Source organism: Bartonella sp. AP9QHHD, from assembly GCF_042195625.1.
Lineage (GTDB): Bacteria > Pseudomonadota > Alphaproteobacteria > Rhizobiales > Rhizobiaceae > Bartonella.
The window spans coordinates 1-14,861 of record NZ_JBHIOP010000004.1 but is presented as its reverse complement, the minus strand read 5'-3'; the positions used below and the strand labels follow the sequence as shown (position 1 = coordinate 14,861).

The window sequence follows — 14,861 nt, the reverse complement described above, 5'->3', positions numbered from 1 at the left end:
TTTTTTAGCAATTAAATTAATACCCTCTTTTTATTCATATTAAAAAATGAAGGATAAGCAAATACAGTTCAGAAAATAAGATTTTTAAATGTGTCTCTTAACTGTATTATGAATTAAAATTTCTTTTCTAATCCCTTTTCGTTTTAGAAAGAAAAAAATTAAATAAATAATTTTTCTGATAAAACTTATCTTATCGGACTTCAAGTTTTCATTTGCAATAAAAAAGCTAAAAACCAATCGTAACATGCATAGTAAAACTTGAACAACAAACAATGCAAGACACTTTTTCAGTGGATAGATGACAATGTTATTTTATAAAAAATGCACTGATCACAAAAACTTCATCAAATCATTGACCTCCTCCCCATCCTAAAAGACAAAGGCTCTTACCAACACCAATTTGTAAAAAATCCAATTGCTCTCGGTGCGTTTCTGTTACTATAAACGCATTGATTTATAATCATAATTTTGTGTTTTGTATATTAAATTAGAATCCCAAATATCGTAGATATGCTTTCATTTCAAACCAATTCCATGTTACATCAATAAAAACTATTCCCTTGCACGTCATAAGCGGAACTGGCTTGTAGGTAAAAACTGTATAAGAAAGAATTAAAATGCCTCTTATGAACTGTCTTAAGTCCCAAGAGCTGATCACTCATGTGATTCATTAGGAACTATGAGCAAACTTTGTCCTGAATACTTGCTGCTGTATTTAAAAAACACTTAATGTGTTAAGTTATGTATATTCTATACCCTTATATCACCGCCTTAAACGACAGTATTTTACAGCGCAGAAAATAATCACACAAGTCTTTCATGCTAGACCAGAGCCTTTGTTTTATTAAACAATACTCTATTCTACCGCAAATAATAACGCCGCAACAGCGCGATCTTCAGCCAATAAAACATTAAATGTACGCACCGCTGCTCCCGTACTCATTGTATCTGATGAAATACGTTTTTCCCATAAAAGCACCCGTAACTCTTCAGGTAATCGTAATAATTCAATTCCAGTACCTATTAATAAAACTTCGATTTCAGAAGCTTCTTCTAAAATACGAGATATATCCCTTTGAGTGGGAACAGGCCCTGCCATCTCAATGCCATAAATACCTGATGGTACACAAATAATAGAACCTCTATGAGACATATCAGCAAAACGAAACCCACCATTTCCATAAGCATCAATAGGTGCGCGACTTGGAAAATGTGCTTCACGAATTTGAATTGCATCGAACATGAATATGCACCTTTTATTTTTGAATAATCCAATTGTCTTTGCTTCTTCTCATCATAAAAATTAAAGTAAGGCTAATATAAACATTGATATGTTAAACATAGCCTAGTATTGAAGTGAAAATTTTTATATAATGCCCTAATCTTCTCATACAACAAATATATGAAAATTTGCGAATAAACCGCGGTAAAATGCTATACCTGCTTAAATAAATCTATCTTTTAAAAAGTTTCCTCAGCTTATTTACTCACAAATTGCTTTTTATAAAAACAATGATCTTGTTTAAAAAACAGAAAAAAATTGCGTAACATTCTATAAATAAAACAACTATTTTAATAATCTAAAGAAAACAAAAACTCCATTTTCTGTAGCCACTATAAAAGCCCCTTTTCCAATGAAATTGTCTTGATCTTGCCAAGCTTTTTACAAAAATTCTTAAAAAATGTAATAAACTGCCATTACACCTTAAGATGCATTTTCCTTTGATACAGCTTTTTTCTCTTCAGAGATACTCATATCTTCTTTCGTTGTCGTTTTAGATTTAGACTTTTGTGGTGTTTTTGCTTTAGCATTAAGTTTTGATTTTTTTTCTGCAATCGGCTCACCTTTAACGCGCACATCAGCTAATGTTGAGCGAATAACACGAATATTTATACTCTCACCAATTTCAACCTCTAATTCACCACTCTCGTCGTGAACCTTCGTAACCTTGCCGATAATACCACCACCCGTTATAACTGTATCACCACGACGTACTGCATTAAGCATTTCTTGGCGTTTTTTCATTTGGGCACGCTGTGGACGAATCATAAAAAAATACATAATTGCAAAAATTAAAATGAATGGGACAGCGCTAGCAAATGAAATTCCACCGGAAACATCGCCTGCAACTTGAGCATAAGCGTTCGTCATAAACATTTTTATCTCCTATAGTTAAACCTCAGGTATTTCCCACTCTATTAAAATGAAATTCCGATACAGAAAAAATTCCTAAAGAATTTATCATAAAAAGCAATAACTACATAATCTAATCACAGCTTTACAAAAATACAATAAATCCTTAAGAGGCAGAATACCAAAATACAATGAGAAAAATCTTAAAAAATAGATTCACTTTCCCCTATTGTATATCCTACAATATAAATCTTTTCACTAACTCAATAAATTATACAAGATAATTTTTCTAATGAACAAACTTAATTTATATAGATAATTTATCGTTTTTGATATCAAATGACAGATCTAAATACAATAAAACGCTCTCATTTCAAACCTTCTGAATTAATCAAAACGATTTTCTTGCACGTCACACATATGAAATGAGCCTGTAGATAAAAACTTTTTAAGAAAGGCGTGGAAAATATCTTTTTCATGCTTCTCTTAAATGCAAGAGCAATTTAAACACTCAAAGCTGACAAATAGTATGATACTATTGTCTTACACTTTCATAAATACAAAAATGGTAATATCTACCGACCCCAACGAACTACTTTCCTAAAACCAATGATTTTTTGCTGCAATGTCATTGATTTAAGAAAATCAATTATTTTTCATGAATTTTCTATAAACTGTAAGACTATTCAAATGTAAACGTCATCAATAAATTAGTTTTCTAAATATTTAAGGGGATCAACAGGTAATGAATTCTTACGCATCTCAAAATAGACACGTGGCGTTTTAACATTTCCTGAAACACCAGATTTAGCAATCTCATCACCGCGCCTTATCCTTTGTCCTTTGTTAACAACAAGCTTACTATTACATCCATAAATAGTGATAATATCATTTTCATGTCGAATCATCACAACATTACCAAGCTCTTTTAGTCCATCTCCCGCGTAAATAACCACACCATTTTCTGCCGCCTTTACCGAAGACCCTTCAGGCACTGCAATATCTATTCCTCGATTCATTACTGTTCCCTTTTTTTGACCGAACTGGCTTAATAAACGCCCTCGTACTGGCCAACGCATCTTAGAAATTCCTGTGGCTTGCGGAGTCGTCATATTATCTGTATTCGTAACAGTACTTGACAAACCAGTCTCATGTTTCAATTGCGTCATCTGTTTAGAAAAATTTTTCTCAGAACTTGATTTGTTCATCTTTGCAGAGGGTGGCGTTGTTACAGGAGCTTTATATATAGGAGAGGACTTCTTGTTTTTTATAGAGGACATCACTTGAGATTGGGATGCAGATTCTGTTGTTGACACTGCCCAATCGTTATTATTGTGTGCATTTGAAGATGCTAATGTACGCCTGCTTGGAACAACCAGTACCTGACCAATATAAATGGAATTGCTGTTTATACCATTTGCTAATTTTAATGCCTCAACACTAACCCCTACTTGTCGTGCAATATTGAGCAGTGTATCTCCGCTCTGGACAATATAAGAATTCCGCCGAAAAATAGGAGATTTATCCATTTGTGAACGAGAAAGTGTTCCAAGATTACGTGGAGGGGAGCCCATAACGCGACCATCAGAAGAAGTTATCCTATCTTGATGTGGAAAATTATAGGGGGAATTATCATCTCCCCACGAATCATCGCTTGATTCCACAGGTGGCAATTCAGTGCTTTGTATCATACCACTACCGTATGATAGCATTCGCGGGTCTGTATACATAGTGCTTGATATATTTGATTGAGATGATACCGTACGATGAGAGAACGTATTGGAAAAACGCTGTGTACCAGAACTACAACCAGCAACAATAGTTACCACCGCTAACAAAGCTATTCTCTGAAAATTATGCTGGAAAATATTATCCAAAGCTTTTAGACACATCGTTTTGCTCACTCATCAATAATCAACTCACTCCATTAAAGCTTTTTTAAATTACCGAAGAGTTAAAATGAGATGTTTTATTCATAAATATCTTTATATAAGATCAAAATGAACTTAACGTAGACAATTTGAAGAAACTTCTTAGCTTGTAAAAATTAAAGTATCTCCGCAATGCCTTTAATAAAAGGTTGGTAACGCACTTGGAACAGTTCTAAACACTCAAATCGACTACCAATTTTTGTATAGCGCGTCACCGTTTGTACCCCTTCGTCAGGTCCTATCGCCTGAATGAGAATTCCATTTTCAGCTAAAAGTTCTAAAAATTCCTTTGGTTCATCAAAACGTGATGGCCAAATAAGAATGCGATCAAATGATCCTAAGCCTGTCACGCTATGACTTCCATCAATCTGCCGTATAACAATATTTTCAATTCCTAAAGTTTGAAATTTTTGGCGTGCTAAATCAACAAGCGTTTTATAACGATCAATCGTTGTCACACGGTCACTCAGACATGCCATAAGAGCAGTACAAAAACCAGATCCTGTACCAATTTCTAAGACACGATGCCTTTTTTTCAACGATAATGCCGAAAGAATTAAGAGTTGTTCTTCCAAACGTTCCATATATTCACCACACTCAAGGGGAATAACTTTATTATCATAAGCACTATTGAACCAAGGAGCAGCAACAAACTGTTGACGCGGAATTTTCTCTAATGCCGAAAAAAATCGCACGTCATCAATGCCTTTGCTACGCATTTTCAGTACAAGAGCGGCTAACTCCTCACGAAATTGTAAAATACCCTTTTGCCCCATAGTATCATTCAATCTCCAATGGAGGTGCACTTTTATCATACTGACAAACTGCTTCTTTTAAAATGGCAAAAACTTGCGTCTGTGTATCATCACCTCTTGGCAATAAACGCATATTGTCTCTCCTTTCGTAAAATTAAGCAGTAATACAGCGCATGCCTCCCATATAAGGTTGTAAAACATCTGGAATAATAATTGATCCATCAGCCTGTTGATAATTTTCAAGTACGGCAATAAGACAACGTCCAACAGCCGTACCAGAACCATTAAGGCTATGAACAAAATGCAATTTTTTATCGCCTTCTTTACGATAGCGCGCATTCATACGGCGACCTTGAAAATCTCCACAAACTGAACAGCTAGAAATTTCACGATAACATTCTTGACCAGGAAGCCAAACCTCGATGTCATAGGTTTTACGCGCTGCAAACCCCATATCACCCGTAGAAAGAACCACTGTGCGAAAAGGCAAACCAAGCCGCTTTAATATATCTTCTGCACATTCCGTCATACGTTCCAATTCAATTAAAGACTGCTCTTCACTGGTAATCGAGACCATTTCAACTTTCCAAAATTGATGCTGACGCAACATACCGCGCGTATCACGACCGGCTGCTCCCGCCTCTGAACGAAAACAGGGAGATAAAGAAGAAAATCGCAGTGGTAAATCTGATATTTCAAGAATTTCATCGTTGACCAAATTGGTTAATGGCACTTCTGCTGTGGAAATAAGCCATCGACCATCTGTTGTACGAAAAAGGTCTTCAGCAAATTTCGGTAATTGTGCTGCTCCGTAAACAATCTCATCACGAACAAGAAGAGGTATTGAGACTTCTGTGTAACCATTCTCATTGACATGCACATCAAGCATAAACTGGCCTAATGCTCGTTCTAGCCGTGCTAATGCCCCTGAAAGTACTGTAAAACGTGTTCCAGACAAACGACTAGCTCGTTCAAAATTCATCTGTTTGAGATCTTGACCAAGATCAAAATGTTCCTTTGGTGTAAAATTAAATGTTGGAGGTGTACCAAAATGTCGAATGACGACATTATCACTTTCATCTTTACCTTCTGGAACATCATCTAATGGAATATTTGGAAGTGCTGAAAGAAGTTTCTCAAGACTCTCCGTCAGCTGTTTTTCTTCCACTGTTGCAGAGGAAAGAAAAGCTTTAATCTCTTCAACTTCAGCCCTAAGACGTTCAGCCATTTGCTGATCCGATACCGCTAAAGCCTGTCCTATTTCCTTTGAAACAGCATTGCGACGTTCCTGCGCCAATTGCACCTTAGCAATATGCGAGCGACGTGCAAGATCAAGTTGTATTAACCTTTCAGCTTGTGGCTCAAGACCTCTACTTACGAGTGCTTTATCTAATTTCTCAGGATTGTCACGAATCCACTTAATATCAAGCATAAAAATTCCTCATTTATATTGTTTTTATTCATTCCTTATCGCATAAGATTATACACTTTTCTTAAGCGGATTTTCTTCTCTTTTCTATACTGTAAGCAATTAAAATTGAAATCTCGTAAAGTGCTATCGTTGGTAAAGCCACTGTAAACATCGTAAAAAAATCCGACGGCGTTATGATTGCCGCAATAATAAAAGAGAGCAAAATAGCCCATTTTCGTTTAGACGCCAAATCATAAGACGTTAAAAATCCAATTTTTGTTAAAAGACTGATGACAAGAGGTAATTGAAAAATCAAACCAAAAATTAGGATAAACGATGTCATAAAGCCCAAATAATCAGAAATACGCACTATAAACTCTATTTTTAAATGAACATCTGGAAGAAATTGTTGAGAAAGGCTAAACCATAGTATTATTGGCGCTAATAGACCATAGACAAATGCTCCCCCAATACAAAATAAAATAGGCCCCCCAATGAGAAATGGTAAAAAAGCCATCCGCTCATTTTTATAAAGCCCTGGTGCAATAAAACTATAAAACTGAAAAGCCGTATAGGGAAAAGATAAAATAATTCCCCCAAAAGCAGAAAGCTTCATCTTCGTTAAAAAAGTTTCCCATACTTGCGTTGATTGCAAACGAATCCCCTCAGGATTACCCCCTGCTATTTTCATTGCCCACTGATATGGCCATAGTAAAAAATTTAAGATATAATCTTTAACAAGAAAACACATCATAAAAGCGATCATAAATGCAACCAAGGCAGAAATAATTCGCTGACGAAGTTCAATTAAATGTTCTAAAAGTGGAGCCATATTAGCATCAACTTCATCTTTCTTAACATTCATGACATATCTTCTTTATCTTTAGAAGCAATAGATACTGTCGTATCTTTATTGGTTACGTTTTGATCGCATTCCAAAATTTCTTTATCTTTTTTTGATTTATGGTGTGTTGCCTTAACATCCAAATTATCGTGGATATCTTCTAATGTATTTTGAATGGGATCAAAAGTCTCTGTCAACTTCTTGCTTGAATCGCTAATATCCGAACATACTTTTTGCAAATTATCGCGCTCGATTTGTTTTATTACATCATCAAACTGATGACGAAGTTCATTTGCTGTTGAATACACATACGCTCTTATCTTTGCTACTGTCTTTAATATTTTAGGTAAATCTTTTGGTCCAACGACAATGATGAGAACAAGTAAGATTACGATAAACTCTGGTCCGTCAATCCCAAACATCTCTTAATTCGACTTTCTCATCAAAAAATATTGCACAATGATGATTGCGTTTTTGTTACTGTTTTTTAGCAACAGATGTTTTGCTTTTTTTAGAAGCAGAAGAAACCTTTCTGCGCGCTGTTGCATGTTTTACCGATAACGGCTGAGATTGTTGAGATTCTACATCAATCATTTGGGAAGTAGGAGCCATTTCAACTTTATCCTCAATGCTATCATCTTCTTCTTTCATATTTTTTTTGAAGGCTTTAATTCCTTTAGCAACATCGCCCATTAATTCAGAAATTTTACCGCGACCGAAAAGCACAAAGATAATCAATAAAATTATAATTAAATGCGTTGGTGAAAAAATATTACCCATTATTCTCTCTAACTTTATGCTTTTAAATTTGATTTCATTTATTCATGCTTCCTCTGAAGGAGGTATCAAATATAATATCTTACTTATATATTTTCTTCTTAACTTAAAAGCAATTACACGCTTTTATTGCAAAAAGAACTTTTTATCCTCTCATCCTTTTTTAGCGTATTATAACACAAACCATTCAAAAATGATAAACCACTTCATACAAAGTTCAAAACACTTAAAAACTTTTCTAAAATAACTTCATCTGATCTCTTAGGTTACTCATCTTCCTGTAAATACTATAGCCAATGTCTTTCCTTTTAAACAATGTTGTACGTATCATTACAAACATTTCCGCCAAATTATCCTTTACTGATAAAAATCATAACATGCTGTAAAACATTTTACGTATTCAATTAAAAAAATCAGAAAGAAAAATCTCTAAAAAACTTTCTTAACACATCATCAGTCTCTTCAAAAACGATCATCTTACGCACAACATTTACTCTTTGCGTTGGGGTGGGAATTTTATCATCCATTATTCCATATACAATACGAAATATGAGCCATCATCGTATTCAATTAAATATCTGGCGTGTAAATAAAAACTATTAGCGGAAAGAGTAAAAATGCACTTTATGAACCAACTCAAGTGCCAAGAGGTATGGCAATACTGCTAAAAAATAAAAAAGGTACCAGCTTGTGCCTTTATTTAGTAAAATACCTCCATATAACCAGCTCTCTAAGCCACTGTATGCTCTAACTATTACAAGTCTCCGGATTCTGGGCATGCGTTCTCATAATATCATGTGTTTAACCTATCTCAGTATTGAAAACAGAATGGGCATGAATAGAAAATTACATTCAATCAAAAGCATGGTATCGAAGCATAATCCATATAAAAAGAATTTCTTATCCTAGCCTTTTTTATAAGATTACCTCATAAAGCCGCTCGATAATACAGTGTTAGAGATAGATAAACCTATTTACTTTAGTTTAAAATTCCTCATTTTGATTGAGATAGCTTGCAGAGCACATATCAATTTTCAAAAGTTTTATTTTAGCATCATACACAATAACCTAGCTATTTAGCGTGTATAATGTAAAGCTTTGGCTCCGCTTAAAGCAATGAAATTCATTCACACTTTTACAAAAATCTATCACTATAACACCAGCACTTTATTGCTCTATCCATAATTTTACGCTTGCTAAAAAACTTATAAATGTAACAATGTTTTTATCAAGCATTTGAAATTCTTTAATCTTTAAACAAGCAAATTGATGAATGAATTTGAAAGATACCCTTCAATTTTCAACAAACTTCACTAATATTCTCGTTAATTGAGTGTTTTTTATAGTCTTCCTAGAAGAGTCCGCGATCATAAAAAATTTCTCTTACAACATAAATATCTCTATTGAAATGTTTGATCTCTTCTTGTCTATCTTTCATATAAAAAAATTAAAATTTTAACGATTAATCTCATTATATAAAAATAGCTCTGTGAATAAATGCTCTGATGACATTAATATTTTTTCTGTAGTGTATAATGTGGGAGTGAGGGTATTGTTTGATTTCTACAAGAGTATTTTTATGGATATCAATTCTATTATTCTATGCTAATAATCCGGTACAGTTATACATATGATAGAGTTTACTCCATGAATTATCGGCATATTTATCATGCTGGCAATTTTGCTGATGTTTTTAAACACATTATTGTCACTCGCATTGTAGAATATCTCAAACGCAAAGAAAAAGCTTTTCGCGTTATAGATACGCATGCTGGAATCGGTATTTATGACCTTTCTTCTTTAGAAGCACATAAAACAGGAGAGTGTCGCGAAGGTGTCCAACGACTTTTTTCAACTCCTATCCCAGAAGATTTAAGAACACTCCTTTGTCCATGGTGTGATATCATTGATGCCCTCAATAAAGGGGAAAAAGAAATTGTATTTTATCCTGGATCTCCTGTTCTTATTCGTCAATTATTACGGAAACAAGATCGCCTCACCGCAATAGAATTGCACAATGAAGATTATCATATTTTAGCAAAAAACTTTGCAGGAGATTATCAAACAAAAGTTCTGCATTTAGATGGTTGGCTTTCCTTAAATGCTCATGTACCACCAAAAGAAAAACGTGGGTTTATCCTTGTTGACCCTCCCTTTGAAAAAACTGGAGAGTTTTCCCGCCTTATTGATGGATTAACGAAAGCCTATCGTCGCTTTTCTGGAGGAATCTACGCTTTATGGTATCCTGTTAAATATGACAAAGAAATTGAAAGTTTTCTTCACGCGCTTTATCAAACCGGAATTCCTAAGATTCTACAGCTTGAAATGCGTATCCGAAAAAGTTCAAGTCCACCGACAATGAATGGAAGTGGTATGATTATTATTAACCCTCCCTACCTTTTGGAAGAAGAAATGAAAAAACTCAGCCCCTTTCTTATCAACCGTCTGGGACAAGATGAAAATGCCCAAATAACGCATAAGTGGCTTCAAAAAGAACATCTGTTATGTTAGATCTTTCTCTGATATTTTTTCTAAATCAAATATCATGTTGTAAAATACAAAGGCATTAAATGATAAAGTTCTTTGATTCTTTGGATAATACCAACATATTATAATGGTAAGCTAAGAACGATCAGCGTGAATTAATTTTTTTCCTTTTAGAAAGTCTATCCTCTTAATCATCATGGATTTCTTATTTCAATCATTTTAATGGATAAATTGGGCAAATTCATAAAGCTGTCTTAGAATAACAACTCTCATATTTTTTATGAAAGATCGGCTCTCTAAAATCATACTCTTATGTTATAAGATATTATTTATAGAAAAAAATTATAAAGACATAAATAATCATTATTTAATAAAAAAGAATATTTCATATATTAAACAAACAACATATTCGTAACAAACGGAATGGTCCTGAAAAATAATACAAATTGTCCGCAAAATGAACGGGAAAAACTTTCTTTTCTCTCTAATGTTACATGGCATAATGCCAATCAAAGCAATGAGAAAAATCAATTCCAAGGTATCAAATTCATACAAGAGTTTGTTAGACACCTTCCGCATAAGCCAGGGGTTTACCGGATGATTGATGAAAATGGTGATATTCTTTATGTTGGCAAAGCCCGTAATCTCAAAAAACGTGTTTCAAACTATACACGTGAACAAGGACACAATAATCGTATTACCCGCATGATTCGTGCAACATATCATATGGAATTTATCGTCACCCATACAGAAACAGAAGCACTCCTTTTAGAAGCCAATCTCATCAAAAGATTGCATCCACATTTTAATGTACTCCTGCGTGATGATAAAAGTTTCCCTTATATTATGATTACAGATGATCATCGAGTGCCTGCACTTTACAAACATCGTGGTGCTCGAACACGAAAAGCTCACTATTTTGGTCCTTTTGCTTCTGCTGGTGCAGTGACACAAACAGTTCATGTTTTACAACGCGCCTTTTTATTACGAACCTGTACTGATTCAGTTTTTGAAAACCGTACACGCCCCTGTTTGCTTTATCAAATTAAGCGATGTTCTGCACCTTGTACTCATGAAATTAGTGACAGTGATTATAAAGAACTGGTGAAAGGAGCAAAAGCGTTCCTTTCGGGAAAAGATCAATCTATTAAAAGCGATATGGTTCAAGCTATGCATAAAGCCGCAGAAAATCTTGATTTTGAACAAGCAGCTTCCTATCGTGACCGCTTATCAGCCCTTTCTCACATACAAAGCCATCAAGGTATTAATCCTCAAACGATAAAAGAAGCGGATGTATTTGCAATTGCGCAAAAAGAAGGAATGACCTGTATTCAAGTGTTCTTTTTTCGCATGGGGCAAAATTGGGGAAACCGTGCCTATTTTCCTAAAGCAGATCCCTCTTTTTCCCGTACTGAAATTTTAGCGAGTTTTCTTGCCCAATTTTACGATGATAAACCACTTCCCAAAAGCATCCTTTTATCTGAAGAAATTGAAGAAAAGGCACTTCTTACAGAAGCATTTAGTCTCAAAGCAAACCACAAAGTATCCCTCTCTTTACCCAAACAAGGTGAACGGAAAACTCTTGTTAATCGTGCCTATCTCAATGCTCATGAAGCACTTGAACATAAGCTTTCTGAAACAGCCACCCATACAAAATTGCTTCAAGGTCTTGCTAAAACATTCCAACTACCTGTTCCTCCACGCCGGATAGAAGTCTATGACAATTCTCATATCATGGGAACAAATGCTGTAGGGGCTATGATTGTTGCTGGTCAAATGGGATTTATTAAAAATCAATATCGAAAATTCAACATTCGCTCAACAGATATAACGCCTGGCGATGATTTTGGCATGATGAAAGAAGTGATTAAACGAAGATTTTCACGCCTTATCAAAGAGTATGATCTGCCAAATAGAAGTCATGACATAAAAGATGATGATCTTTTTCCCATTTGGCCTGACCTTATCTTAATCGATGGTGGTGAAGGACAAATCAACAGCGTACATGCAATACTTGCTGAATTACAATTAAATGATCTCTTCACAGTTGTTGGAATCGCCAAAGGTGTTGACCGTCATGCGGGACGTGAACGATTTTTTATAAAAGGTATTCCCCCCTTTACACTTCCTCCACGTGATCCTATCCTCTATTTTTTGCAACGTCTGCGTGATGAAGCACACCGTTTTGCGATTGGAACTCATAGGATAAAACGAAAAAAAGCAACATTCAAAAACCCACTTGATGAAATCGAAAATATCGGTCCGACAAGAAAGCGTGCATTGCTTCATCATTTTGGAAGTGCCAAAGCTGTTGCTAGTGCCTCATTTGAAGATTTAAAAAAAGTTACGGGAATCTCTATGACAATTGCACAAAAAATTTATAACCATTTTCATGAAAAATAGGCTTGTTTCATAACCTTCGCCTTGTTACGTTTAGGAAATATATTCTCTTTCACAAGAATTAAAAATGGCTCCATGAAAAATCATACTTTTTCTTTTCCAAATATTTTAACTTATGCACGAATTGTTGCAGTCCCAATGGTTGTTGCATGCTTTTTTTTAGAAGGGCGACTACAATCAAGTGATATCACTCGCTGGATTGCTGTTTCTATTTTTATCGTTGCATCCATTACTGACTTTCTTGACGGTTACCTTGCTCGTATTTGGGAACAAACATCCAATATTGGTCGCATGTTAGATCCAATCGCCGATAAACTTCTCGTCTCTGCTTGTTTGCTCTTGCTTGCCGCAGACAGTACCATCGCTGGGTGGACTCTATGGGCAGCTATTATCATTCTTTGCAGAGAAATTCTTGTATCAGGATTACGTGAATATTTGGCGGAGTTAAAAGTTAGTGTTCCTGTCTCTCGTCTTGCAAAATGGAAAACTTTTGTACAGATGATCGCTATTGTATTTCTTTTAGCTGGACCAGCCGGTAATAAAATTTTCCCTTACACAGTAGAGTTTGGCATTACTATGCTGTGGATTTCTGCCCTCCTTACATTGTGGACAGGGTGGGATTATTTTCGTGCAGGTTTAAAACACGTTATCCTATGAATAGTATGGAATTTTATAATGATGATTTATCTTTTTGTACTTAAATAAGAGATGAGAATAGCATAAGATTGATTTATTTTTATTAATGATAGATCAATAAAATGCTTTTTTGCACATTACAAATAAGGGAGACGTGTAGATAAAAGCTATTCAAAAAAGAGTAAATAGCCTTTATATTTTCGTAAAAGCAGCTGCAATATTAAAAGCTAAAAAAACGATTAATGCTCCATATGCTTTCAAAAAAATCTATAATCTCATAAGCAAAAAACCGAAATATAGTGTTTCGGATTTTTGCTTCTTATATACGCTTTATTATTATAAACGCTTTATTAACCAACAATTTCTACCTCAGGAAACCAAAAGGCGATTTCTGTTTTTGCCGTTTCAGCACTATCGGATCCATGGACAGAATTTTCGCCAATCGATAAAGCATGAACCTTACGAATTGTCCCTTCTTCTGCATCACTAGGATTCGTAGCCCCCATTACTTCACGGTTTTTAGCTATTGCATTTTCACCTTCCAAAACTTGTACAACGGTTGGACCAGAAGACATGAATTCAACCAATTCACTAAAAAAAGGACGTTCTTTATGAACAGCATAAAATTTTTCAGCCTCACGTTTGCTCATCCAGACACGTTTAGACGCAATAACACGTAGCTCCGCATCCTCAAGCATTTTAGTAATTGCGCCAGTCAAATTACGACGGGTTGCGTCTGGTTTAATCATCGAAAAAGTACGCTCTAAAGCCATTTAACCACCTTTATTTCATTTATAATATTCTCTAGCCATTTCTATAGCGAGCAAGGAGCCCTTTGCCAAGTGACTCTGCAAAAATCTATACAAATTCTCAAAAATATAGAATGAATTATAAAGAAGACTTTAATAAAAACACCTGCAATTGCTCATCCCATCATAAAGATGCGCTACAGAATCTCAATAAATATTGAATCTTCTTTCATAATCTTAAATGCTTCCTATCAAAATTATCATTGAGATCAATTAAAAAATAACCATATCGTTAGAAACTATAGCGTACACCTAAAATACCCTGAAAGGACTGTTTTGTTTTACGCCCTTTAATATAATGGGCCTCACCATATAACTTTAACTTCTCACTCACTAAACTGCTTAAACCTATTCCTAATTTACCTGCATTCCCCGATAAGCCAGTGGTAAATGGATGGCGTTGATTAATTAACGTTTGATTGTCATCTTTATTCTCACGCAACCATGCTGCTGTAATATACGCAAGCGATGAGGAATCCATGTGAAAACCAAATTCATATCCTAAAGATAAGCCAACCTCACTGCGTAATGAAGTGAATGGACGCATGTCACCTGTCATGTCATTCGATAACTTGATTTCTTTACCCTCAACTTGTAACCATGTAAATTGTCCATAAGGCTGTAACCAACTGTTCTTTGACGTCTTAAGTCGATAACCAGCTTCAAAGGAAGTTCCC

General features: G+C 34.9%; 13 protein-coding genes. 3 read left to right on the top strand and 10 right to left on the bottom strand.

The features are described 5' to 3' along the window. Positions 1-856: 856 nt before the first annotated feature. The 8 genes from ACFIK4_RS00285 to tatA form a co-directional block, all read right to left on the bottom strand. On the bottom strand, positions 857-1,243 hold the full coding sequence (locus tag ACFIK4_RS00285) for an Mth938-like domain-containing protein (protein WP_375611259.1): 387 nt from the start codon (positions 1,241-1,243) through the stop codon (positions 857-859). 462 nt (positions 1,244-1,705) lie between these two features. Then, positions 1,706-2,158: a preprotein translocase subunit YajC gene (yajC, locus tag ACFIK4_RS00280; protein ID WP_375674498.1), complete on the bottom strand. Its 453-nt coding sequence runs from the start codon at positions 2,156-2,158 to the stop codon at positions 1,706-1,708. 686 nt (positions 2,159-2,844) lie between these two features. Beyond that, positions 2,845-4,026 carry a peptidoglycan DD-metalloendopeptidase family protein gene (locus ACFIK4_RS00275; protein WP_375674497.1) on the bottom strand — a complete coding sequence of 394 codons (1,182 nt, stop codon included), beginning with the start codon at positions 4,024-4,026 and terminating at the stop codon, positions 2,845-2,847. Between the two features lie 155 nt (positions 4,027-4,181). Continuing rightward, positions 4,182-4,841 carry a protein-L-isoaspartate(D-aspartate) O-methyltransferase gene (locus ACFIK4_RS00270; protein WP_273791164.1) on the bottom strand — a complete coding sequence of 220 codons (660 nt, stop codon included), beginning with the start codon at positions 4,839-4,841 and terminating at the stop codon, positions 4,182-4,184. Positions 4,842-4,974: 133 nt separating this feature from the next. Next, positions 4,975-6,252: a serine--tRNA ligase gene (serS, locus tag ACFIK4_RS00265; protein WP_375668191.1), complete on the bottom strand. Its 1,278-nt coding sequence runs from the start codon at positions 6,250-6,252 to the stop codon at positions 4,975-4,977. A 61-nt stretch (positions 6,253-6,313) separates the two neighbouring features. Continuing rightward, positions 6,314-7,096: a twin-arginine translocase subunit TatC gene (gene tatC / locus ACFIK4_RS00260; protein ID WP_375674495.1), complete on the bottom strand. Its 783-nt coding sequence runs from the start codon at positions 7,094-7,096 to the stop codon at positions 6,314-6,316. Next, complete coding sequence (locus ACFIK4_RS00255) at positions 7,093-7,497, bottom strand: twin-arginine translocase subunit TatB (protein WP_375631753.1); 405 nt, start codon at positions 7,495-7,497, stop codon at positions 7,093-7,095. Before ACFIK4_RS00255 ends, tatC begins: the two co-directional genes overlap by 4 nt. Positions 7,498-7,552: 55 nt before the next feature. Next, the gene (gene tatA / locus ACFIK4_RS00250; protein WP_375612915.1) at positions 7,553-7,855 is read right to left on the bottom strand and encodes a twin-arginine translocase TatA/TatE family subunit; all 303 of its coding nucleotides are present in this window, start codon (positions 7,853-7,855) and stop codon (positions 7,553-7,555) included. A gap of 1,644 nt (positions 7,856-9,499) precedes the next feature. Between tatA and ACFIK4_RS00245 the strand changes: the two genes are divergently transcribed. The 3 genes from ACFIK4_RS00245 to pgsA all read left to right on the top strand — a co-directional run bounded on the left by ACFIK4_RS00245 (position 9,500) and on the right by pgsA (position 13,396). Next, on the top strand, positions 9,500-10,363 hold the full coding sequence (locus ACFIK4_RS00245) for a 23S rRNA (adenine(2030)-N(6))-methyltransferase RlmJ (protein WP_375612916.1): 864 nt from the start codon (positions 9,500-9,502) through the stop codon (positions 10,361-10,363). Positions 10,364-10,762: 399 nt separating this feature from the next. Continuing rightward, positions 10,763-12,742, top strand: a complete 1,980-nt coding sequence (gene uvrC, locus ACFIK4_RS00240; protein ID WP_375674492.1) for an excinuclease ABC subunit UvrC — start codon at positions 10,763-10,765, stop codon at positions 12,740-12,742. A gap of 72 nt (positions 12,743-12,814) precedes the next feature. Further along, entirely contained in the window at positions 12,815-13,396 is a 582-nt protein-coding gene (gene pgsA / locus ACFIK4_RS00235) for a CDP-diacylglycerol--glycerol-3-phosphate 3-phosphatidyltransferase (RefSeq protein ID WP_273723320.1), read from the top strand. Positions 13,397-13,725: 329 nt separating this feature from the next. On the opposite strand, the gene ndk is transcribed toward pgsA, so the two are convergent. Both ndk and ACFIK4_RS00225 read right to left on the bottom strand, forming a co-directional pair. After that, positions 13,726-14,148, bottom strand: coding sequence for a nucleoside-diphosphate kinase (gene ndk, locus ACFIK4_RS00230; RefSeq protein ID WP_375612918.1), 423 nt, complete (start codon positions 14,146-14,148; stop codon positions 13,726-13,728). Between the two features lie 268 nt (positions 14,149-14,416). Next, on the bottom strand, positions 14,417-14,861 hold a 445-nt coding region (locus ACFIK4_RS00225; RefSeq protein ID WP_375674489.1), incomplete at its 5' end, for an autotransporter outer membrane beta-barrel domain-containing protein.